General features: G+C 58.5%; 24 protein-coding genes and 1 pseudogene. 15 read left to right on the plus strand and 10 right to left on the minus strand.

Annotation, left to right across the window (positions count from 1 at the left end; all coding sequences use genetic code 11):
* Window positions 1-3 precede the first annotated feature (3 nt).
* The 10 genes from rsmD (at window position 4) to DY250_RS02135 (ending at window position 6,003) form a co-directional block, all read left to right on the plus strand.
* The gene (gene rsmD / locus DY250_RS02090) at window positions 4-567 is read left to right on the plus strand and encodes a 16S rRNA (guanine(966)-N(2))-methyltransferase RsmD (protein ID WP_115610704.1); all 564 of its coding nucleotides are present in this window, start codon (window positions 4-6) and stop codon (window positions 565-567) included.
* On the plus strand, window positions 564-1,061 hold the full coding sequence (gene coaD / locus DY250_RS02095) for a pantetheine-phosphate adenylyltransferase (RefSeq protein WP_115610705.1): 498 nt from the start codon (window positions 564-566) through the stop codon (window positions 1,059-1,061). The genes rsmD and coaD overlap by 4 nt, the downstream gene beginning before the upstream one ends.
* Before the next feature lie 57 nt (window positions 1,062-1,118).
* Entirely contained in the window at window positions 1,119-1,352 is a 234-nt protein-coding gene (locus DY250_RS02100) for a hypothetical protein (protein ID WP_115610706.1), read from the plus strand.
* Window positions 1,353-1,507: 155 nt separating this feature from the next.
* Window positions 1,508-1,756 (plus strand): 30S ribosomal protein S16, encoded by a 249-nt coding sequence (gene rpsP, locus DY250_RS02105; RefSeq protein WP_006984144.1) that lies wholly within the window; start codon window positions 1,508-1,510, stop codon window positions 1,754-1,756.
* Window positions 1,757-1,759: 3 nt separating this feature from the next.
* On the plus strand, window positions 1,760-2,305 hold the full coding sequence (gene rimM, locus DY250_RS02110) for a ribosome maturation factor RimM (protein WP_115610707.1): 546 nt from the start codon (window positions 1,760-1,762) through the stop codon (window positions 2,303-2,305).
* A gap of 4 nt (window positions 2,306-2,309) precedes the next feature.
* On the plus strand, window positions 2,310-3,068 hold the full coding sequence (trmD, locus tag DY250_RS02115) for a tRNA (guanosine(37)-N1)-methyltransferase TrmD (protein WP_115610708.1): 759 nt from the start codon (window positions 2,310-2,312) through the stop codon (window positions 3,066-3,068).
* Window positions 3,065-3,430, plus strand: a complete 366-nt coding sequence (gene rplS / locus DY250_RS02120; RefSeq protein WP_006984147.1) for a 50S ribosomal protein L19 — start codon at window positions 3,065-3,067, stop codon at window positions 3,428-3,430. Before trmD ends, rplS begins: the two co-directional genes overlap by 4 nt.
* Before the next feature lie 6 nt (window positions 3,431-3,436).
* Window positions 3,437-4,273: a 3'(2'),5'-bisphosphate nucleotidase CysQ family protein gene (locus DY250_RS02125; protein ID WP_115610709.1), complete on the plus strand. Its 837-nt coding sequence runs from the start codon at window positions 3,437-3,439 to the stop codon at window positions 4,271-4,273.
* Between the two features lie 120 nt (window positions 4,274-4,393).
* Window positions 4,394-5,071, plus strand: coding sequence for a lysophospholipid acyltransferase family protein (locus tag DY250_RS02130; protein ID WP_115610710.1), 678 nt, complete (start codon window positions 4,394-4,396; stop codon window positions 5,069-5,071).
* Entirely contained in the window at window positions 5,068-6,003 is a 936-nt protein-coding gene (locus DY250_RS02135; RefSeq protein ID WP_115610711.1) for a phosphatidate cytidylyltransferase, read from the plus strand. The genes DY250_RS02130 and DY250_RS02135 overlap by 4 nt, the downstream gene beginning before the upstream one ends.
* 19 nt (window positions 6,004-6,022) lie before the next feature.
* On the opposite strand, the gene DY250_RS02140 is transcribed toward DY250_RS02135, so the two are convergent.
* The gene (locus tag DY250_RS02140) at window positions 6,023-6,793 is read right to left on the minus strand and encodes a metallophosphoesterase family protein (RefSeq protein ID WP_115610712.1); all 771 of its coding nucleotides are present in this window, start codon (window positions 6,791-6,793) and stop codon (window positions 6,023-6,025) included.
* A gap of 24 nt (window positions 6,794-6,817) precedes the next feature.
* Window positions 6,818-7,987, minus strand: a complete 1,170-nt coding sequence (gene nspC / locus DY250_RS02145; RefSeq protein WP_115610713.1) for a carboxynorspermidine decarboxylase — start codon at window positions 7,985-7,987, stop codon at window positions 6,818-6,820.
* A gap of 140 nt (window positions 7,988-8,127) precedes the next feature.
* Between nspC and DY250_RS02150 the strand changes: the two genes are divergently transcribed.
* Complete coding sequence (locus tag DY250_RS02150) at window positions 8,128-8,409, plus strand: hypothetical protein (RefSeq protein ID WP_115610714.1); 282 nt, start codon at window positions 8,128-8,130, stop codon at window positions 8,407-8,409.
* A gap of 322 nt (window positions 8,410-8,731) precedes the next feature.
* Here DY250_RS02150 and DY250_RS02155 read toward each other — a convergent pair.
* From DY250_RS02155 to DY250_RS02190, 8 genes and pseudogenes are all read right to left on the minus strand, one after another.
* A pseudogene (locus tag DY250_RS02155) lies at window positions 8,732-9,385 on the minus strand (IS1595 family transposase).
* A gap of 521 nt (window positions 9,386-9,906) precedes the next feature.
* Window positions 9,907-11,382, minus strand: a complete 1,476-nt coding sequence (locus DY250_RS02160) for a Ppx/GppA phosphatase family protein (RefSeq protein WP_115610715.1) — start codon at window positions 11,380-11,382, stop codon at window positions 9,907-9,909.
* Window positions 11,379-12,152, minus strand: coding sequence for a phosphodiester glycosidase family protein (locus DY250_RS02165; RefSeq protein ID WP_115610716.1), 774 nt, complete (start codon window positions 12,150-12,152; stop codon window positions 11,379-11,381). The genes DY250_RS02160 and DY250_RS02165 overlap by 4 nt, the downstream gene beginning before the upstream one ends.
* A gap of 48 nt (window positions 12,153-12,200) precedes the next feature.
* Window positions 12,201-12,704, minus strand: a complete 504-nt coding sequence (locus tag DY250_RS02170; RefSeq protein WP_245951000.1) for an NfeD family protein — start codon at window positions 12,702-12,704, stop codon at window positions 12,201-12,203.
* 20 nt (window positions 12,705-12,724) lie between these two features.
* Window positions 12,725-13,348, minus strand: a complete 624-nt coding sequence (locus DY250_RS02175; protein WP_115610717.1) for an NUDIX hydrolase N-terminal domain-containing protein — start codon at window positions 13,346-13,348, stop codon at window positions 12,725-12,727.
* Window positions 13,345-13,881 (minus strand): tetratricopeptide repeat protein, encoded by a 537-nt coding sequence (locus tag DY250_RS02180; protein ID WP_006986355.1) that lies wholly within the window; start codon window positions 13,879-13,881, stop codon window positions 13,345-13,347. The genes DY250_RS02175 and DY250_RS02180 overlap by 4 nt, the downstream gene beginning before the upstream one ends.
* Window positions 13,878-14,639: a tetratricopeptide repeat protein gene (locus tag DY250_RS02185; protein ID WP_115610719.1), complete on the minus strand. Its 762-nt coding sequence runs from the start codon at window positions 14,637-14,639 to the stop codon at window positions 13,878-13,880. Before DY250_RS02185 ends, DY250_RS02180 begins: the two co-directional genes overlap by 4 nt.
* Complete coding sequence (locus tag DY250_RS02190; protein ID WP_115610720.1) at window positions 14,636-15,595, minus strand: SPFH domain-containing protein; 960 nt, start codon at window positions 15,593-15,595, stop codon at window positions 14,636-14,638. Before DY250_RS02190 ends, DY250_RS02185 begins: the two co-directional genes overlap by 4 nt.
* A gap of 164 nt (window positions 15,596-15,759) precedes the next feature.
* Here DY250_RS02190 and DY250_RS02195 point away from each other — a divergent pair, with 164 nt between their 5' ends.
* From DY250_RS02195 to DY250_RS02210, 4 genes are all read left to right on the plus strand, one after another.
* Window positions 15,760-16,848 carry an ABC transporter substrate-binding protein gene (locus DY250_RS02195; protein ID WP_006986358.1) on the plus strand — a complete coding sequence of 363 codons (1,089 nt, stop codon included), beginning with the start codon at window positions 15,760-15,762 and terminating at the stop codon, window positions 16,846-16,848.
* Between the two features lie 60 nt (window positions 16,849-16,908).
* Window positions 16,909-17,403, plus strand: a complete 495-nt coding sequence (locus DY250_RS02200) for a hypothetical protein (protein ID WP_115610721.1) — start codon at window positions 16,909-16,911, stop codon at window positions 17,401-17,403.
* A 282-nt stretch (window positions 17,404-17,685) separates the two neighbouring features.
* A complete protein-coding gene (locus tag DY250_RS02205) occupies window positions 17,686-18,864 on the plus strand; it encodes a FecCD family ABC transporter permease (protein WP_115610722.1) in 1,179 nt (392 codons plus the stop codon).
* The gene (locus DY250_RS02210) at window positions 18,861-19,622 is read left to right on the plus strand and encodes an ABC transporter ATP-binding protein (RefSeq protein WP_115610723.1); all 762 of its coding nucleotides are present in this window, start codon (window positions 18,861-18,863) and stop codon (window positions 19,620-19,622) included. The genes DY250_RS02205 and DY250_RS02210 overlap by 4 nt, the downstream gene beginning before the upstream one ends.
* The last annotated feature ends 93 nt before the right edge of the window (window positions 19,623-19,715 follow it).

The following is a 19,715-nucleotide window of genomic DNA, read 5'->3' on the forward strand; positions in this document are numbered from 1 at the left end:
GCCATGAAGATGGTGGAAAGCAAGATCCGCATTATCGGCGGCAAACTCCGCGGACGGCGGATTGCCGTACCGGAGCGTGAAGGATTACGGCCGACGCCGGATCGCGTGCGTGAGACGGTCTTTAACTGGTTACAGTGGGAAATCAGCGGAGCCTATGTACTTGATGCCTTCGCCGGCAGCGGGGCGCTGGGGCTGGAAGCGTTATCGCGCGGTGCGGCGAGCGTATTATTCGTCGAACGTGAGGCGGATGCGGTAGCTCGCCTGCGTGCGTTGCTGACCGAGTGGCAGGAGCCACATGCCCGCGTACAGCAGGGTGATGCACTGCGTCTTGCCCCGAGTACGCGTTATGACGTGATTTTCCTTGATCCGCCGTTTGCTGACGGTGTGCACGAACAGGCGCTTTCCCATTTTTTGCATGACGGCTGGCTGAAACCACATGGCAAGGTGTATGTGGAAATACCGTTTAAGCATGGGGAATTGCCGTTGCCTGCCGGTTGGGGCTGGCACAAACAGGGTAGGGCAGGGCGTGTCTATTTCGGCCTGCTGCGGCGCGAGGCGGCGGCATGAGACGGATCGGGATTTATCCAGGGACATTCGATCCCGTGACGCGCGGGCATGAAGATATCATCCGCCGCGCGGGGGCGCTGTGTGACCGCCTTTACGTCGCCGTCGCCCAAGGGCACCACAAGCAATCGCTGTTTTCGCTGGAAGATCGGCTGGATTTGATGCGCACTGTCTGCGCCGATTTGCACGGGAATGGTGAAGTGATACCGGTCGCATTTGACGGATTGCTGGTGGATGCCTGCCGGCAATACAGGGCTTCTCTAATTATTCGCGGCATTCGCAGCGTCGCCGATTATGAATACGAGCATCAATTGTCGGGTATGAATCGCCATCTCTTGCCTGGCGTCGAGACGGTTTTCTTGATTACCACCGACCGTTATAGTTTCGTGTCCTCCAGTCTGATTCGTGAAACGGCACGCCTTGGCGGTGATGTCGGTGAACTGGTACACCCGTATGTTAAAAATTTTTTAACGGTTAAGATTTGTAAGGATTGTTAAAGATTGTGTATATTAACGCCTGTCATTTTGACGTTAACAACTTTTAGGAGTTCATATATGAAATCTTTGAAAATCGCTTCTATGGCCGCCATTGTCATGATCGCTGCTGGTTGCGCCAGCCAACCGAAAGAAGATGCTCACGCATCTGAAATCGCTGCTCTGCGTGCCGACATCGCCGAAGTTAAATCTATCGCTATGCAAGCTAATGAAAATGCGATGATTGCACGCCAACAAGCCCAAGAAAACAGCGAAAAAATCAACCGCACTTTCCGTGGCAAACAATACAAGTAAGCAGCTGCTGAACGTATAGTTCTTATAGAAAAAGGCACCGTAAGGTGCCTTTTTCTTGCCTGTGACTTTTTCAGCGGGGTTTTTTCACTTCCTTTTTGCAGGTAAATCCGTAAAATATGCCCTCTTTTTATAACCCCCTTAACAAGAGGAAAAACATGTTAGCAATTCGACTCGCCCGTGGCGGTTCAAAAAAGCGTCCCTTCTATCACATTGTTGCCACTAACAGCCGTAACGCACGTGATGGGCGCTTCATCGAACGCCTCGGTTTTTTCAACCCGATCGCCAAAGGTCAGGAAGTGCCGCTCAATATCAATATGGAACGTTACGATCACTGGGTTGGTGTTGGTGGTCAAGCCAGCGACCGAGTGAAATCTTTGGTCAAGCAATTCAAGCAACAGGCCTGATTTGTGTCGCACGACACCGCAGATATCATCGTCGGGCGGATAGTCGGTGTGTATGGTATTCGCGGGCAGGTGAAAGTCTATTCGGACTGTCGCCCCCGCGAATCGCTTTTTCAGTACCGTCAATTCATTGCCCGCAGTGAAGGCCGACCCGAACTGCAACTGCAACTATTGCGCGGGCAGGCGGTAGGGAAAGGATTGATCGCTGCCTTCCAGGGTATCAATGACCGCGATCAGGCCATGACACTTAGTGGCTATACCCTGAGCATCCGGCGCGAGCAACTGCCGTCTACTCGTAACGGTGAATACTACTGGGCAGACCTCATCGGTCTGCGGGTGGAAAACCGCCAGGGCATCACCCTTGGTCGGGTCGCTGAGCTCTTTGAAACCGGCTCGAATGACGTACTGGTTGTTCGTGCCAATGATACAAACGAGGAAATTCTGATTCCCTTCATCCGTCCGCACTATATTGAGAATATTGATCTGGCAGGTGGCGTGATGCAAGTGGATTGGGAACCACAATGGTCGCAAGTGACCGAAGACGACCGTTAAAACCGTGCATATTGATATCATCAGTATCTTTCCTGAGCTTGTTCGCCACTGGTTCAGCCAAGGCGTTATCGGCCGTGCCTTGCAGAAAAAAGAGGACCCTCCGGCTGCTCTGTATTACTGGAACCCACGTGAATACAGTGATGACCGCCATCAGCGTGTTGATGATCGCCCCTTCGGCGGCGGTCCCGGCATGGTCATGCAATACGAACCACTGGCGCGTGTCGCCCAAGCCATCAATGCGAGCGGTGATAAACCGCTGCATATCTATCTCAGTCCGCAAGGCAGCACCTTCAACCATACGCTTGCCGCAGAACTTGCGCGCAAACCACGCCTCGTCCTGTGGTGCGGACGTTACGAAGGTATCGATCAGCGCTTCATCGAGGAATACATAGACGCGGAAATCTCAATTGGTGATTTCGTTCTCTCCGGCGGGGAAATTGCGGCTGCTATCGTCATTGATACTGTTCTGCGTCTTGTACCCGGCGTTTTGGGCGACGAACAATCCGCACTAGAAGACTCTTTTCAGCAAAAACTGCTTGACCATCCGCACTATACGCGCCCGGAAAATACTGCTACAATTCGCGCCCCTGAAATTCTGCTCAGCGGCAATCATGCGCTTATCGAACGGTGGCGCTTGAAACAGGCGTTGGGCAGAACTTTTTTGCACCGTCCCGACATCTTTTGTCAACTTGATCTCAGCGACGCGCAGCAAAATTTACTCAACGAATTTTTAACCGAACAGCAATTTGGAGAGCCGTCATGAGCAACATCATTGACATCCTGGAACAAGCACAATTCAAGCAGGACCTGCCACAATTCAACCCGGGCGATACTCTAGTCGTGCAAGTCAAAGTTATTGAGGGCAACCGCGAACGTCTGCAGGCCTTTGAAGGCGTCTGCATCGCCAAACGTAACCGTGGTCTTGGTTCATCCTTCACGGTACGCAAAATCTCACACGGCGAAGGCGTAGAGCGCGTTTTCCAAACGCACAGCCCGCTGGTTGCTTCCATTACCGTCAAGCGCCGTGGTGATGTCCGTCGCGCCAAACTTTACTACCTGCGTGGTCTTGAAGGTAAAGCTGCACGTATCGCCGAAAAACTCGACACCAAAAAGAATAATGCTTGATGGCACATGCTGAACGCTGACGAACAGCGCCTCATTGCCGATATCGCCGCCCTCGCCGCACAGACGGGGGCGGCAATTTTGTCATATTACGATCATCCGGACAGTTACCATGTCCGGGTTAAGGACAATCACACCCCGCTGACCGAAGCGGATCTCACCGCGCATGACATGCTCGTACGTGGATTACCGCACTTGATGGATCTGCCTTGTCTTAGCGAAGAATCAGATGCCCGTGTACATCAGCATCCGCCTGACGATTACTGGTTGATAGACCCCATTGACGGTACGCGCGAATTCATTGAGCGCAGCGACCAATTCTGCATTGCTATTGCCCGCATACAGCACGGCAAGCCATCCCTTGGTTTCATTTATGCGCCAATTAGCGGCGCTTACTGGTATGCCCTGCGTGATAAAGGGGCATACAAGTACGACGGCGCGGAACATACCCGCCTGCACTGCCGTCAGGCACCACTGCCGCCGACCGTCATTACCGCGCGAGCACGTCTCAGCCGCATCATGCGCGACTATCTCGATACCAATTTTGGTCATTATCACCACATCTGCTGCGGCAGCGCCCTCAAGTTCTGCGCTATCGCCGAAGGTCGTGCCGACATCTACCCTAAGCTTTCCCCTACCACCAGTCAATGGGATACCGCCGCAGGCGACATCCTGCTGCGCGAAGCAGGCGGTGGTCTGCGCTATTACGGCAATCTTCCGGGCAGTTACGGTGCCCGTTCCACCATCAATCCTCCTTTCCTCGCCTATGGTGCGGGTTTCGGTGAAGAAGCGCTGCAAGCCTATTTTGTAGCGATGCAGCGTGCGCTTGAACCTGAGCAGCGGTAAGACTGCTAGCAATCGCCGCCAGAGAGAGCAGTGGCTGCCACCGCATGCCTTGTGCCATGAATATATGGCAAAGTCGCTATAATCTCCGCCGTTTTTACCGTTTTTTCATGGGGAAATTCCATGCGTGTGCGATCGCGTCGTGAGGGTGGCTGGCTCGCCCTTCTGGTGGATAAATTATTGTCTTGGCTGGTGATTATATTGACGGGGGCGCGTTCGCAGCCTTTGCCGCATTTGCGCGAGCGTTCGCCAGGCGGGCGGGTGTATTACGCCAATCACAACAGCCACGGTGATTTCATGCTGATCTGGGTGTCGCTGCCGCTCATCCTGCGGCGACAGGTGCGCCCCGTTGCTGCTGCTGATTATTGGCAATCCTCGCCGCTGCGCCGTTTCATCGCCCATCAGGTGTTCAACATGGTGCTGATTACGCGCAAGAGCGGCGAGCCGCAAGCGGCAGTCAATCAGATGGTGGCCGCGCTGGATAGCGGTGCAGATTTGCTGGTTTTCCCCGAAGGTACGCGCAATGGTAACGACAATGTGCTGTTGCAGCCGTTCAAAAGCGGGATTTTTCATTTGACGGAAGCGCGGCCGGATTGTCAGCTGGTGCCGGTGTGGATTCACAACATCCAGCGCGTGCTGCCGAAGGGCAAGCTGCTGCCGGTGCCGATGTTGTGCAGTGTGCGTTTCGGTCAGGCTTTCCGGGGCGGTGATTTTCCGGAGAAGGAAGATTTTCTCGCCTTCGCGCAGGCGTCGTTACTTGCTTTGCAGCCGGTGCTGCGCCAAGAGGAGCGTGGATTATGAATGAGCATACGGTGCTGTGGCTGTTTGTCACGATGCTGGCAATTTTGTGCACGGCGAGCGTGACAACGCGTCTTTTGTTTGCCCGCTATGGGGCGACCTCAACTCTGCTCAACCTGCGCGCACGCGTGCATGCGTGGTGGGTGATGTCGGCGGTACTGGCGGCGGCGTTCGCCTTGGGGCGCGGCGGCACGATTGTGCTGTTCTGGCTGGTGTCATTTTTCGCGCTGCGCGAGTTTCTGTCGCTGTTATATAGCCGCCGCAGCGATTATCGCGTGCTGGTGCTGTGTTATTACTTCGTGCTGCCGCTGCAATACCTGCTGGTGTTCTGGGGCAGTTCGAGCCTGTTCCTCACCTTTATTCCGGTCTATGCGTTTTTGTTCATGCCGATTGCAGCGTCACTGTCCGGCGACAGCCGCTATTTTCTGAGCCGCGCGGCGACGGCACAGTGGGCGGTAATGATTGCGGTGTACTGCATCTCGCACATTCCGGCGCTACTGAATCTGCGCATCCCCGGTTATTCGCACAATATTCTGCTGCTGCTGTTTCTGGTAGCGGTCGTGCAGGCAAGCGACGTGCTGCAATATGTGTGGGGCAAGTTGTTCGGCAAACGCAAGATTTTGCCGATGTTGTCGCCGTCAAAAACCGTCATCGGCACGGTCGGCGGGGTGTGCAGCGCGGCGCTGCTCGGTGGCGCGCTTTATGCGATTACGCCGTTTCGCCCGGTGGAAGCGATCGCTATCGCCTTTTTGACCTGCGTGATGGGCTTCCTCGGCGGGCTGGTGATGTCGGCCATCAAGCGCGATCGCGGTGTGAAAGACTGGGGGCATTTGATCGAAGGGCACGGCGGTATGCTCGACCGCATGGATTCGCTGTGCTTCGCCGCACCGGTATTCTTCCATTGCGTGCAGTATTTCTGGGCAGGTGGCACCTGAGCGGGAAGCGGCTTCAGCGTCAGAGGAGGATATAGTATTCGCGGTTGTAGTCGCGCAGCTCGCTGCCGTCGTAGGCTTTGCTGTAGCCGCGCTGGTTGCTGGCGAAGCGGGTGCTGTCGATGTAGGTGTTGATGTTGTCGTGGCTGTGCCCGTAAACCCAGAGATCGGTGTGGGCGGTCAGTTCCGGCAGTTCGTTCGCCCAATAGGCCGAGCGGGTTAGTCCTTCTTTTTTGTGATAGTGCCGCTTGGCGATGAGGTTACTGCGCGGCAGGAAATGGCTGATGACGACGTGTTTTTCCGCCGGCTGTTGCAGGGCTTCTTTGAGGAAGGCGCAGCTTTGTTTGTGCAGGGTGACCATCTTTTGCGGGGTTAGCGGCTCGCCGTTGTCATCATAAATTTCGCGGAAATCCGGCAGGACTTCGTCCGCCCAACGCATGGCGTCTGCCGGTTTATCCGCCAGGGTAAAGTCGCTCCATAGTGTTGTGCCGCTGAACTGGATGCCGTTGAGGGTGATGCTCTCGTCGTCGAGCAGGGTGATGTCGTATTCCTGGCTGATGCTGCGGTAGATGTCTTTCGCCTCGCTGATGGCAAAACCGTAGTATTCGTGGTTGCCGAGGACGTAGAGCACCGGCAGTTTTGTCGTCTTGCGGCGCAGGTAGTCGAAGAAAAGGCGGACGGTGGCCGGATCGCCGATGTCGCCGGCGAGGATGAGGACGTCGAGTTCGGAAAGATTGCTGATGGTGCAGAGGCTGCATTCGGTGTGCAGGTCGCTGTGGATGCCGATATTCATGTGTGATCTCTTGGTTGTATTTTTTCAGGACAAACGGGTTTTGAAGTCGTCATAACCGAAACTGCGCACGATGGTCAGGCTGTCGTCACGGCTGTCCCAGGCGACGATGGCGGGCAGTTTGACGCCGTTGAAGGTGTTGGTTTTGACCATGGTGTAGTGGCTCATGTCCATAAACATGAGGCGTTCGCCGACGGTAAGCGGGTGGTCGAAGCTGTAATCGCCGATGACGTCGCCGGCGAGGCAGGTCAGGCCGCCGATACGATAGGTGTGAGCCTTGTCGTGTGGCGCGGCACCGCCGAGCACGTCCGGGCGGTAGGGCATTTCCAGCACGTCCGGCAGGTGCGCGCTGCATGAGCCGTCAATGATGGCGATGTCGATACCATTCTTGGTCACATCCAGCACTTCGGTGACATACACGCCGGTATTGATAGCGATCGCTTCACCCGGCTCCAGGATAACCTCCACCCCCCAGCGCTTGCGGAAGGCACGGATGAGGGTGATGAGTTCGTCCACCTGATAGTCTTCACGGGTGATGTGGTGCCCGCCGCCAAAGTTGACCCACTGCATACGCGGCAGGAACTCGCCAAATTGCCGCTCGACGGCGGCGAGAGTGCGTTGCAGCGGCGGCACGTCCTGCTCGCAGAGGTTGTGGAAGTGCAGACCGCTGATGCCGTCAAGCAGCTCCGGGCGGAAGGCCTCGCGCACGATGCCGAGGCGTGAGCCGGGGGCGCTGGGGTCGTAGATTTCCACCGTACCTTCCGATTGTTGCGGATTAATGCGCAGGCCGAAGTGCAGCGACTTATGTTTGGCGGCAGCGAGCGCCTGCTCGCGGTAGCGCTGCCACTGGCTGAAGGAGTTGAAAATGACATGATCGGAGAGCGCCAGCACTTCCGCCATATCCGCCGGCGGGTAAGCGGCGGAGAATGTATGCACTTCGCCGCCGAAATAGTCGCGCCCAAGTTTCGCTTCGTGCAGGCCGCTCGCGCACACGCCGCACAGGTAGCGGGCAATCAGCGGCGCGTAGTGGTACATGGCGAAGCCTTTCAGCGCCAGCAGGATTTTTGCGCCGCTTTCCTGTTGCACGTGATGCAGGCGTTGCAGGTTGCGCTCAAGCAGGGCAGCATCGACGACGAAACAGGGAGTCGGCAGGCGGGCGGTATCAAGATGGCGGAACGTGTCGTGCAAGAGGGTCATGAGGGTAGTCCTGAAGGGTAGGGTGGTAACGGCGCGCATTATAAGGTGTCTGCCACCGGGCGGCGGGGTTTGCCGCAGGTCATGGACGGTGGCGGTGCGGAGGCGGATGATGGTGCTCTCTTTCGTATCCGGAGTTTTTAATGAGCGCTATCTTGAATCTCGATGATGAACTGGCCTATGTCGCTTCCGCTGATTTTGTCCTTGGCCGATATATTTATCTCGGACAAGTGAAGACGGACGACGGTAAGACCGTGGTGCTATCCGTTGCCTACAAACCCGATTACGCCGCGCGCAAGCTCAAAGAAAATCTCGCTGCCCTGCAAGCGACGGCAGTTATCCGCACCTGCTATCTGCGCAAAATCCGCGTGGGCGAGACGGATGACTGCGGCAAGATTCTCTTGCCGGAGGATTTCGCGCGCTGAGTGCCGTAACGGGAAGCGCCGCTTGGCGACATCTGGAGTCGCCAAGCGGCGAAAATGCTGGGCTCGTCAAGCGGCGTCGTTGCTGGGTTTTGTCACTTCGCGGATTTATCTAACCCCCATCCCAACCCTTCCCCCACGGGGAGAAGGGCTTTTTTTCGTGCAAGATTTGAGTTCGGCACGCGCCAAGCGACATAAATGCAGGGCCCGTCAAGCGGCGTCGTTACTGGGTTTTGTCGCTTCGCGGATTTGTCTAACCCCCATCCCAACCCTTCTCCCACGGGGAGAAGGGCTTTTTTTTTTTAGGGGCTGTACTAGATTAGTCCTAAATTTCACACCAATCACGCAGCGTTTTTAGCTGCTGGGACGGCGTACCGAAGTTAAACCGAAATTCACATTCTTTCAAGAACAGCGGGAAAGATTTGCGGTCAATGCCGTTGTATTTGCGCAGTACACGCTTCGCTTGGTTCCAAAAATTTTCAATGCCGTTGATATGATTCTGGCGCTCGGCAAACGCTTTGCAATGGTTGATGCGGTGATGGATAAAACCGCTCACATCCAGTTTGTCATAACTGCTCAGGCTGTCTGTATAAAAATACTGTCAGGCATGATTTTCTTCTTGATAACAGGTAGTAAGCTTTCAGATTTGGCATTATCTACCACAACTGTATAGACCCGTCCGTTGCGTTTCAGAATGCCGAAGACAACAACTTTTCCCGCCGCACCGCGACCACGTCTGCCCTTGCGACGTCCGCCGAAATAGCTTTCGTCCAATTCGACAGAACCATCAAAAACTTCATCGGCTGCTAAGCTCAAACGATGGCTGATAACCATACGAATTTTGCGGTAGAACAGGACTGCCGAATTGGGATGGATACCTAAAATATCGGCGGCGGAACGTGCAGTAACTTCTAGCACAAAAAAAACGGAGTAATTCTTTCTGTACTTTTTTCTTTAATTTGCAATATGTTATCTTCATTTTCGGAGGGTAACATATCTGCTAATCTAGTACAGCCCCTTTTTTTATGCAAGATTTGAGTTCGGCACGCGCCAAGCGGCATAAATTCTGGGCCCGTCAAGCGGCGTTGTTACTGGGTTTGTCGCTTCGCGAATTTGTCTAACCCCCATCCCAACCCTTCCCCCACGGGGAGAAGGGCTTTTTTTCGTGCAAGATTTGAGTTCGGCATGCGCCAAGCGGTGTAATTGCTGGGCCCGTCAAGCGGCGTTGTTACTGGGTTTGTCGCTTCGCGAATTTGTCTAACCCCCATCCCAACCCTTCCCCCACGGGGAGAAGGGCTTTTTTTCGTACAAGATTTGAGTTTGGCACGCGCCAAGCGGCGTAAATGCTGGGCCCACCAAGCAGCGTCGTTGCTGGGTTTTGTCGCTTCGCGGATTTGTCTAACCCCCATCCCAACCCTTCCCCCACGGGGAGGAGGGCTTTTTTTTCGTGCAAGATTTGAGTTCGGCACGCGCCAAGCGGCATCAATACCGGGCTGGCGGTTATTCGAAGTCGAGTTTGTAGGGGCTTTCCGCTTGCCACAGTGCCTGGTCTTCCTGCAAGTCGGCGCGGGTCAGCGGGTGGGCGGCGAGGTAGCCGTCCGGGAAACGCAGGCGGTAGGTGTCGTCGAAGCGGCGGATGTCCGGGTAGTCGATGGCGGCAATCGGGTTGCGGCTGCGCTGGATAAGCACGGCGAGGCGCAGCGCCAGTGCGTTTTGCCATACCCAGGCGTGGTGCGCTTCTGGTAGCGCGGCGATGTCTTTGTCGGGGATTTTGCGTTTTTGTGCTTTGACGAGGAGGGCGGTGATGTCCTGCATCAGGCGCGAGTAGCCCGGCATGTCGGCGTTTTTCAGGATGTAGGCGCCGTGTTTGTCGAGGTCGTGCCGGGCGATGGCCCAGCCGATTTCGTGCAGGGCGGCGGCGTAGTGCAGGAGCGGGACGAAGCGCGACGGGGTTTTTTCCGGCAGTTGGCGGTTGAGGTGGGTGGCGAGGGCGGCGACGCGTTCGGCTTGTGCGGTATCGACGCCGAAGCGTTGTTGCAGGGCGCGGGTGGTGGCGTCGCGTTCGTCGTAGCTGCTGTCGCCGCGTCCCATGAGGTCAAGCAGCACACCTTCGCGCAGGGCTTCCTGGCTGACGATGGCGTCTGCGATGCAGAGGTGCTGGTAGAGGGCGGCGAGGATGCAGATGCCGCCGGTGAAGCCGAAGGCGCGCGCGTCATCCACACCGAGTTTTTTCGGCAGTTTGTCGGCGCTGCCGATGTCGGCGAGTTTGTCGAGCAGGGTTTCAAGGTCGGCGCGGCTGATGTGGTCACTTTTGAGGACGCGGGCGATGGCTTTGGCGGTGCCGCTGCTGAGGACGACGCGCTGCCACGGTTCGCCGTCAAGGTAGGTGCGGATGTGTGGCTCGATGATGGTACCGGCGTAGTCGCAGGCTTTTTTGATGGCGGCTTTCGTGATTTTACCTTTGGGGAAGTGGCGCTTGGCCATGTTGGCGCAGCCGATGGTGAGCGAGCGCAGGGTTTGCGGGGTATTGCCTTCGCCGAGGATGATTTCGGTGGAGCCGCCACCGATGTCGATGACGAGGCTGCGTTCGGTGAAGTGGTTGTGGGCGCTGATGCCGAGGTAGATGAGCGCCGCTTCTTCGCTGCCGCTGATGATTTCGATGGGTTTGCCGAGCGCGGCTTCGCCGGCGGCGAGGAAGGCGTCGCCGTTTGCGGCAACGCGCAGGGTGTTGGTGCCGACGGCGCGGCAATGGTCTTCGGGTATATCGGCGAGGCGTTGCCCCATTTGGGTTAATGCGGCGATGCCGCGCGCCCAGGCGGCTTCGTCGATGCGGTTGTCGTCGTCCAGTCCTTCGCCGAGGCGCACCATGTGCTTGATTTTGTCGACAACGCGGATGCCGTCGCTGTCGGCGCGGGCAATGAGGAGGTGGAAGCTGTTGGAGCCGAGGTCGAGTGCGGCGTAGGTGTTTTCGCTCATGGTGGGGTGTTGGTGATGGCAATGATGCCCACGAGGTGGGTCCAGTGGAAGGTGCTGCTGACGGTCGGGATGTACCAGGTGGAGAGGGTGCCGTCGAGGTAGAGTGCCTGGGTGCAGCCGATGTGTTGCAGCGCGGCGGCGAAGCGGTAAAGGCTGGGCCATTCGCCATCGAAGCCGTAGTTTTCGCTAAGGATGAAGTAGAGGCCGCCGTCGTCGGTGGTGCAGACGGCGTTGCGTTTGTGCGGGCTGCTGTGGGTTTGGTTGAAGCGGCGGTTTATCTGGCCGTCAAGGATGAGGATGGGGCCGGACTGGAACGCCCATTGCGGGTGGTGTTTGCCGAGCTGGTAGGTGGCGGTGGTTTTGATGTGGGCGCGGCCGTTTTCGATATAGAAGACGCCGTTTGGCTGGACGTGGAAGTTGCCCTTGCCGTTTTTGGTGTTGAGCGGGACGAGGGTTTGCCTGTTTTCGACCCACAGACCCGCCGGGGTGTCGTTCGCGCTGTAAATGCCGGCGTTGGTCAGGAAAATGACGCGTTTGCCCTCTGCTTCGAGGCTGCGGCGCAGGGTGCCGAGACCGGCGTAGGGCGTGCCGTCCGCATTTTTCCAGTGCAGGGTGAGTTTCGCCGGATCAGCGCGATAGACGCCGTAGCGGACGTTGTGAAAGGTGAAATTGGCGTAGGCACCGCCCGCCGCCAGCGGTTGGAGTTCGGGCATGGCGGCGTGGATGGTGCCCATGAAGAAGGCGAGGATAAGGAGGAGGTGGTGTTTCATAGGGGGCGAGGCGGTAAAGCGCGCAAACGGTCATGAGGCAGGGCGGCTTTAACCCGGTGGGCTAAGGCCCACTCTACGGTGCTTGTGCGGTTCAGGCGCGCACATGGGTGTTATTTTTTTGCGGTAGTGCAGGTGGTTGTCTTCGGCGGCGGTGATGATAATGGTGGTGCCGGCGGGCAGGTTTTCACCGTTGATGGTCCACAGGCTGTCGCCGATTTTCAGTTTGCCGTAGCCGTTTTCCACCGGGGTGTCGAGGGTGTATTCGCGCCCGATGTATTGGGCGCCGCGCTTGTTGAGCAACGAGGCGGCATCGTCTTTGCGGCTTTGCCAGCGGCGCGCCAGTTGTCGCCACAGCAGGATGGCGATGAGCGAGAGCGCGGCAAAGATCGCGCCCTGCCAGTGCCAGTCGAGCCCGGGGGCGGCAAAAGTAATGATGACGAGCACCAGCGCCGCAAGACCCCAGAAGAGGAAGAAGAAGGAGACGGTCAGCACTTCAATCAGTATGAAGACGCCGGTGAGGATGAGCCAGTTCCAGTATGCGGGTTCAAACATGGGTTTTCCTTGTGGTTGGGTTAGTCAAAGGGCGGTTGCCAGTGGGGATCGCGCCAGGCGGCATAGCAGAGGGCGATTTGTGCGGCGGTGGTTTTGTTTTCGGCGAGCGGTGGCAGGTCGTGTTCGGTGAACCAGGCACTGGCGATGGTTTCGCTGTTGGCGCAAAAGGCGCCGCCTACCGCGCGGCAGAGGATGTGGATTTTGTAGATGGTGTAGGCGTTGGCGGGGTGGTTGTGGCGGGCGTGGTCCTGCACGGCGATAAGGCGTTCGGGGATGACGTCCAGTCCCGCTTCTTCTTTGGCTTCTTTGGCGACGTTTTCGCCGATGCTATGGTTGATGTCGGCCCAGCCGCCGGGCAGCGCCCACAGGCCGTTGTTTTCCTGCACGAGCAGGATGCGGGCATCGTCACCAATGATGGCGGCGCGGGCGTCCACTTTCGGGGTCTGGTAGCCGCTTTCGTTGCAGAAGAGGTCGCGGATTTTTTCAGAGGGCAGGTCTGTGTGGTGGTGCAGGATGTCGGCGGCGATGGCGCGGATGCGGGTGAAGCGTTCGATGTCGAAGGGATCTTTGCTGTAGGCCAGCCCCGCCTGGGCGAGGCTTTGCAGTTCGGTGGCCCAGTCGAGCCAGGGCGGGCGGCGCTTCATGGCTGTCTGTCCGTCGTTTTATCGGCGGGGTCGGGCGGGGTGAGGCTTTCCGCCAGGGCGGTCTGTGCGTCGCGAGAGCCTTCTTCCGCTGCGCGTTGCAGCCAGTGTTCAGCCTCGCTGCGGTTTTTGTCCCAGAGGTAGTTCATCAGGGTTTCTTCGGCGGAGAGGTGGTGCTGGGCGGCGGCTTCGCGCAGCCAGGTCAGCCCGGCACGACGCTGCACGGGGTAGGGCGCATTCAGGTATTCGAGGCCGAGACGGTATTGGGCTTCGGCGTCGCCCCGCACGGCCTGTTCCTGCCAGTGGCGGATGGGATCGTCATCGGGCGCGTCGTGCGGGGTTTCCTCCGTCTGCGCGGGCAGCTCGGCGATGGGGATGTTGATGGTCTGCACTTTTTCCCGGCGGAAAAGGTCAGGGTTGTAGAGGTAGAGGGCGAAGGTGGTGGTGCTGATGAGAATAAGCGCCGCCCCGCCCAGCAAGCGGCTGTAGTACCAGCGGTTACGGTCTGTCGGGAGTTCGGGCGGGAGGGGAGTCATTTTCCTTGTCCGTGGGTGGCGCGCAGATAGGTGTCGCGGGCTTTTTTCTGCCAGATTTCGGCTTGCACCGCGCTTTTTTCGACGCATTCGCCGTTGCGGTACAGGGCAGACAGTTCACCGCTTGCCGCCCAGTCGCCTCCGGCGGCGGCCTGTTCGAGCAGTTGCCGGGCGACGGGGCAGTTGCGCACGACACCATCCGCGCGCAGGTAGTGATAGGCAAGGGTTTTTTGGGCGGCGGTGCTGCCCAGGGCGGCGGCGCGGTGGTACCAGTAGACGGCGCGGCGGCTGTCGGCGGGGATGCCGATGCCCCGGTCGTAGATGGAAGCCAGTTCTTCGATGGCGGGTAGGTGCGCTTGCGCGGCGGCGCGGTTGATGAGGACCATGGCGTAGCTGCGCACCGGCGGCGACGGGGTGTTGTATGACTGCATGGCCGGGGATTCGTAGGTGATGACGCCGTCCATGCCGTAGAGGAGCAGGAGACCGAGGCGGTATTCGGCTTCGGGCAGGCGCTGCGCAGCGGCTTGTTGCAGCAGTGTGCGGGCTTTACTGCGATCAGCGGCGATGCCCAAGCCTTCCTGATAGCAATACGCCAGGTTGTATTGCGCTTTGGCGTTGCCGTCTGCGGCCAGGGCGGTGTAGATACGCACGGCTTCTGCCGCATCGCCCCGCTCGAAAGCGGCTTTCGCCGCTTCCAGCGGGGTTTCTGCCGTCGCCGTCAGACTGAGGGCGAGTCCCAGACTCAGCGCCAGCCGTTTCATGTCCGTTTACCCGGCTGCGAGTCGTCTTTGCCCTGTTTGAACATTTCTGCGATACCACCGAGGGCGCCGATGATGCCGCTGGATTCCATCGGCATGAAGACGGTTTTTTGTTGCTCGCTTTCGGCGAATTTGGCCAGCGCGCGCACGTATTCCTGGGCGACGAAGTAGTTGATGGCGTTGGTGCCGCCTTCGGCGATGGCTTTGGAGACCATATCCGTTGCCCGTGCTTCGGCCTGTGCCTGCCGCTCGCGCGCCTCGGCTTCGAGGAAGGCGGCTTCTTTGCGGCCTTCGGCTTCAAGCACTTGCGATTGTTTCAGGCCTTCGGCGCGCAGGATTTCCGCCTGACGGTGCCCTTCGGCTTCGAGGATTTGCGCCCGCTTGATTTGTTCGGCTTTTTTCTGCCGCGCCATGGCATCAACAAGATCGGTGGGCGGGGTGATGTCCTTGATTTCGACGCGGGTGACTTTCACGCCCCAGGGGTCGGTGGCTTCGTCAATGATGGCAAGCAGGCGGACGTTGATGGCATCGCGCTGCGATTGCAGGTCGTCGAGTGTCATCGAGCCGGCCACGGTACGCAGGTTGGTGGTGGCGAGGTTGAGGATGGCGAGTTCGAGATCGTCCACCGAGTAGCAGGCGCGGGCGGCATTTGTGATCTGGAAGAAGACGACGCCGTCCACCGTCACCTGGGCGTTGTCTTTGGTGATGACTTCCTGACGCGGCACATCCAGCACCGTTTCTTTCATGTTGACCTTGCGGTCGGCGCGCTCCCACAGCGGTACGATGAAGTGGAAACCGGGTTCGAGGGTGCGGTTGTAGCGGCCAAGACGGAGCACGGTGCGTTCCGTACCCTGATCCACAATCTGGATGGCCCGACGGCCAAACCAAAATGCGAGGATAATCAGGACGATGATGAAGACGGTACCACCGCTGAACTGGGAAGTAAGGTCAATAGGCATGATGTGCTCCTTGGTATTGGTGAGATGTGAGGAAATTATAGCCGCTTCGCTGCAGCGGCACACGGTCAACAGGATAAGAAACGATCGCATCCGCAAAATCCTTAACCTATAATCGCGACCGCACCATCGTGCCCACATTTCCTCTTGCAAACAAAAGGTTCCGTATGAGAAAACTGCTCCTCGCCGCCGCGCTGACCCTGAGCGCCCTCACCGCCCATGCCGACCTGACCGCTACCGACGTGAAAGGTCGCACCGTGACTGTTCCCAAAGTGCCTGAACGCGTTGTTCTCGGCTTCTACTACGAAGACTATCTCGCCATCGGCGGCAAAGACGCCATGGACAAAGTCGTCGCCCTTGCGCTTTCCACCTGGAAAGACTGGCGGCCGCAGCAATACGCGCTTTATGAAAAAGCCCTGCCCAAGCTGAAAGATATTCCCGACATCGGCAATACCGAAGACGGCACTTTTTCCATTGAAAAAATCATCGCCGCCAACCCCGACCTCGTCATCCTCGGTGCCTGGAACTACGATGCCCTCGGCGAATCGGTCAAACAGTTTGACGACGCGGGCATCCCTTACGTCGTCCTTGATTACAACGCGCAAACCGTGGATAAGCACGTCACATCCACCCTCGCTCTTGGCACCCTGCTGGGTCAGGAAGAACGCGCCAAGGAACTGGCAGATAACTACAAAAACGCCTTCGCCGATATTGAAAAACGCATCGCGTCGCTGAAACCCTCCCCGAAAAAAGTGTACGTCGAACTGGCGCGCGACGGCGCGGACACGTTGGGCAACAGCTATGGCAACGGTATGTGGGGCGCGCTCATCACCCAGCTCGGCGGACAGAACATCGCCCAAGGCCAGATCGGCAGCTACGGCCCGCTCAGTCCCGAATACATCATCAGCGAAGCGCCCGACCTCATCTTCCTCGCCGGTTCCGAATGGCTGAACAAGCCGCAGGCGGTGGCCGTCGGCTTCGGTACGGATGAAAAAACTGCGAACGGACGCATCACCGCCTACCTCAAACGCCCCGGCTGGGTGGATTTGCCGGCTGTGCAGAAAGGGGAGGTCTTCGCCCTCTACCACGGCGGTGCGCGCACGCTTTCCGACTATGTCTATGCGCAATTCATCGCCAAGCAGCTCTATCCGGAAGCCTTCAAGGATGTGGATCCCGTGCAAAACCTGCGTGATTACTACCAGAAATGGCTGCCCATCCCCGCTGATGGCGTGTTCATGACGCAGTATCACAAATAAAACCATCGCCCGCGCGGTAACGCGCGGGCTTCCGTCCATTCATGACCCAAGGAGTCCACCATGATGACCCTCTGGCTAATCCTGCGCGATAGCGACGGTAACGAAACCGCCGTAGAAGAAGACCTGCCCGGCTTTTTCTTTGCCGAAGAAACCCTGGATGATCAATGCGACGTCCTCGGTGTTACCCGCATCAGTGAATTTGTTGATAGTGCCGAATGGGTTGACGATATGGGTGATTTTCTCCACAGCGATGAATTTGATGTCGTGCTGGCCGATTTCATCGCAGAAAACGGCCATGCTGAAGAGATGAATACGCTGGCCGAAGAGATGCGCGCAGAGCATGATGGCGTCGAAGCCGAATGGCATGACCCGCAAGGCCTTTTGCGCAGTATCCACGCCTTGCGCGAGTATTACACCGCCCACCCCGGCAGCTTCGATGAAGGCCTGGAAGCCTGCGGGCTGGAAGATGTGCTGGACGACATCAACCTGCTCGAACCCGTGCTGCAACAGGCCGTCGCCAACGGGCAGAGTGTGCATCTGCGCCTGCTTTCCTGAGTGGCTGCGGACCCAGTGTTTATCCCGCTTGGCGGCAGTCCGCGAGCCCAGCGTTTATCCCGCTTGGCGGCAGTTCGCGAGCCCAGGTTTTATCCCGCTTGGCGGCAGTTCGCGAGTCCAGGATTTATCCCGCTTGGCAGCAGAGCAGCCCGCGAACCCAGGATTTATCCCGCTTGGCGGCAGCCCGCGAGTCCAGTGTTTATCCCGCTTGACGGCTGTCCGTGAGCCCAGGCTTTATCCCGCTTGGCGGTTGCCTAAACCCATCCACCCATAGGAACTTCCATGTCCCCACCTTCCCTGCACGCATATTACCGCCACGGTGCGGACAAGCGTCTCTTCATCCTCGTTGCCGCTGCCGTCATCCTGCTCCTCCTCACCCTCGCCGATCTCGCCAGTGGTCCTTCCGGGATGCCGCTTGCCGATATTTTCAAGGCGCTGCACGCCGGGCCGTTTTACGACAAAAGCCGCAGTGTGCGCGCCGAAACGCTGCTAAATGCGCTGCCATCGGCATCATTCCTGCCCGATGCCCTATGGCAGGGTCTGCGCGACGCTCTCGCTGAAGAAGTGCGCCTGCGCAAACTCGTGACCATCCTCTGGGGGCTGCGCATGCCGCAGACGCTGACCGGCATCCTCGTCGGCATCAGCCTCGGCCTCGCCGGTTTGCAGATGCAGACCATCCTCGCCAACCCGCTCGCCAGCCCCTTCACCCTTGGTTTCTCGGCGGCGGCAGGCTTCGGCGCGGCACTGGCCATCATGTTCGGCGGGCTCGTGCCCGGCCTCGCCCATCACAGCTATTACCAGTTCCTTATCGTCCCCACCAGCGCCTTCCTGATGACACTTGCCGCCTGCGGCCTCATCTACCTCATCGCCATCCTGCGCAGCGCCGCACCGGAAATCCTCGTGCTGGGCGGCATCGCCGTGCTCTTCTTTTTCCAGTCCATCCAGCTGCTGCTGCAATTCATCGCCAGCCCGGAAGCCTTGCAGCAAATCGTGTACTGGCTCTTCGGCAGCCTGCTCAAGGGGAGCTGGACCTCGGTGACCGTCATCACCGCCGTCTTCGCGCTCTGCGCGCCGTTCATCATCCGCGACACCTGGGCGCTCACCACCCTGCGCCTCGGCGATGCCAATGCACTGAGCCTCGGCATCCATGTGGACCGCCTGCGCCGTCGTACCTTCATCACCGTCGCCCTGCTGACCGCCGCCGCCGTGTCCTTCGTCGGCACCATCGGTTTCGTCGGCCTGATTGCGCCGCACATGGCGCGTTCGCTCGTCGGCGAAGACCACCGCTTCGCCCTGCCGCTTGCCGCCGTTACCGGTGCCGTCATCCTCATTGGCGCCGCCGTCTTCGGCAAAATCATCTCGCCGTCCGGCAGCATCCCCGTCGGCATCATCACTGCCGTCGCCGGCGTGCCGATGCTTTTTGCCATCATCATTCGCAACGGCAGAAGGAACGCAGCATGAGCCTCATCCTCGAACACGTCCGCGTTAATTACGGACACACCAACATCCTCGCCGACATCAACGCCCACCTCGAACCCGGGCAAATCGTCGGCCTCATCGGCCCGAACGGCACCGGCAAATCCACCCTCATCAAGGCGATTGCCACCGTGCAGGCGCACAGCGGCACCATCAGTTGGCAAAACGCGCCGGTCAACCTGCGCGACATCGGCTTTATGCCGCAGAACAGCCGTGTGGAAGCCGAACTGAGCGTGCTGGAAACCGTGCTGCTCGGCAAACACGACCACCTCGGCCTGCGCGTGGGCAGTGCGCATATCGACGCCGCTGCCGCCATCCTGGAAGATTTCCGCATCGGTCACCTGCACGACCGCTGCATGACGCAACTCTCCGGCGGCCAGCAGCAACTTGTCCTCCTCGCCCAGCGTCTCCTGCGCGAACCAAAGCTGCTGCTGCTCGACGAAGCGACGAGCGCGCTCGACATCCGCCACCAGATGCAGGTGTTCGACCGCCTGAACGCCTACGTTGCGCGCACCGGTGCACTGGTGGTCATCGCCATCCACGACCTCAACCTCGCCGCACGTCATACCCAAACCATCCTGCTGCTGCACAAAGGCCACGTTGCCGGGCAGGGCGCGTTCGCCGAAATTGTCTCGGCTGCCAGCCTGCGCAAAGTCTATGAAATCGAGGCGGAAATCGTGACCACGCCCAGCCAGTACACCGCCATCATCCCCGTCTGTCCCTGCAACGACAGGGGGGGATAAGGCAAGGAAGCCGCAGCAATGCCGCACCGTCTTGCCGTCAGCCGGATTCCTGTTGTGGTTTCTTAAAGTTATCGCTATGCTTGCGCATCTTTA

Source organism: Cardiobacterium valvarum (assembly GCF_900460955.1).
In the GTDB taxonomy this organism is placed as follows: domain Bacteria; phylum Pseudomonadota; class Gammaproteobacteria; order Cardiobacteriales; family Cardiobacteriaceae; genus Cardiobacterium; species Cardiobacterium valvarum.

Bases quoted from the DNA above. Each gene is read 5' to 3' on its own strand.
- rsmD (WP_115610704.1), top strand. From the start codon at position 4: ATGAAGATGGTGGAAAGCAAGATCCGCATTATCGGCGGCAAACTCCGC.
- coaD (WP_115610705.1), top strand. From the start codon at position 564: ATGAGACGGATCGGGATTTATCCAGGGACATTCGATCCCGTGACGCGC.
- DY250_RS02100 (WP_115610706.1), top strand. From the start codon at position 1,119: ATGAAATCTTTGAAAATCGCTTCTATGGCCGCCATTGTCATGATCGCT.
- rpsP (WP_006984144.1), top strand. From the start codon at position 1,508: ATGTTAGCAATTCGACTCGCCCGTGGCGGTTCAAAAAAGCGTCCCTTC.
- rplS (WP_006984147.1), top strand. From the start codon at position 3,065: ATGAGCAACATCATTGACATCCTGGAACAAGCACAATTCAAGCAGGAC.
- DY250_RS02125 (WP_115610709.1), top strand. From the start codon at position 3,437: ATGCTGAACGCTGACGAACAGCGCCTCATTGCCGATATCGCCGCCCTC.
- DY250_RS02130 (WP_115610710.1), top strand. From the start codon at position 4,394: ATGCGTGTGCGATCGCGTCGTGAGGGTGGCTGGCTCGCCCTTCTGGTG.
- DY250_RS02135 (WP_115610711.1), top strand. From the start codon at position 5,068: ATGAATGAGCATACGGTGCTGTGGCTGTTTGTCACGATGCTGGCAATT.
- DY250_RS02140 (WP_115610712.1), bottom strand. From the start codon at position 6,793: ATGAATATCGGCATCCACAGCGACCTGCACACCGAATGCAGCCTCTGC.
- nspC (WP_115610713.1), bottom strand. From the start codon at position 7,987: ATGACCCTCTTGCACGACACGTTCCGCCATCTTGATACCGCCCGCCTG.
- DY250_RS02150 (WP_115610714.1), top strand. From the start codon at position 8,128: ATGAGCGCTATCTTGAATCTCGATGATGAACTGGCCTATGTCGCTTCC.
- DY250_RS02160 (WP_115610715.1), bottom strand. From the start codon at position 11,382: ATGAGCGAAAACACCTACGCCGCACTCGACCTCGGCTCCAACAGCTTC.
- DY250_RS02165 (WP_115610716.1), bottom strand. From the start codon at position 12,152: ATGAAACACCACCTCCTCCTTATCCTCGCCTTCTTCATGGGCACCATC.
- DY250_RS02170 (WP_245951000.1), bottom strand. From the start codon at position 12,704: ATGTTTGAACCCGCATACTGGAACTGGCTCATCCTCACCGGCGTCTTC.
- DY250_RS02175 (WP_115610717.1), bottom strand. From the start codon at position 13,348: ATGAAGCGCCGCCCGCCCTGGCTCGACTGGGCCACCGAACTGCAAAGC.
- DY250_RS02180 (WP_006986355.1), bottom strand. From the start codon at position 13,881: ATGACTCCCCTCCCGCCCGAACTCCCGACAGACCGTAACCGCTGGTAC.
- DY250_RS02185 (WP_115610719.1), bottom strand. From the start codon at position 14,639: ATGAAACGGCTGGCGCTGAGTCTGGGACTCGCCCTCAGTCTGACGGCG.
- DY250_RS02190 (WP_115610720.1), bottom strand. From the start codon at position 15,595: ATGCCTATTGACCTTACTTCCCAGTTCAGCGGTGGTACCGTCTTCATC.
- DY250_RS02195 (WP_006986358.1), top strand. From the start codon at position 15,760: ATGAGAAAACTGCTCCTCGCCGCCGCGCTGACCCTGAGCGCCCTCACC.
- DY250_RS02200 (WP_115610721.1), top strand. From the start codon at position 16,909: ATGATGACCCTCTGGCTAATCCTGCGCGATAGCGACGGTAACGAAACC.
- DY250_RS02205 (WP_115610722.1), top strand. From the start codon at position 17,686: ATGTCCCCACCTTCCCTGCACGCATATTACCGCCACGGTGCGGACAAG.
- DY250_RS02210 (WP_115610723.1), top strand. From the start codon at position 18,861: ATGAGCCTCATCCTCGAACACGTCCGCGTTAATTACGGACACACCAAC.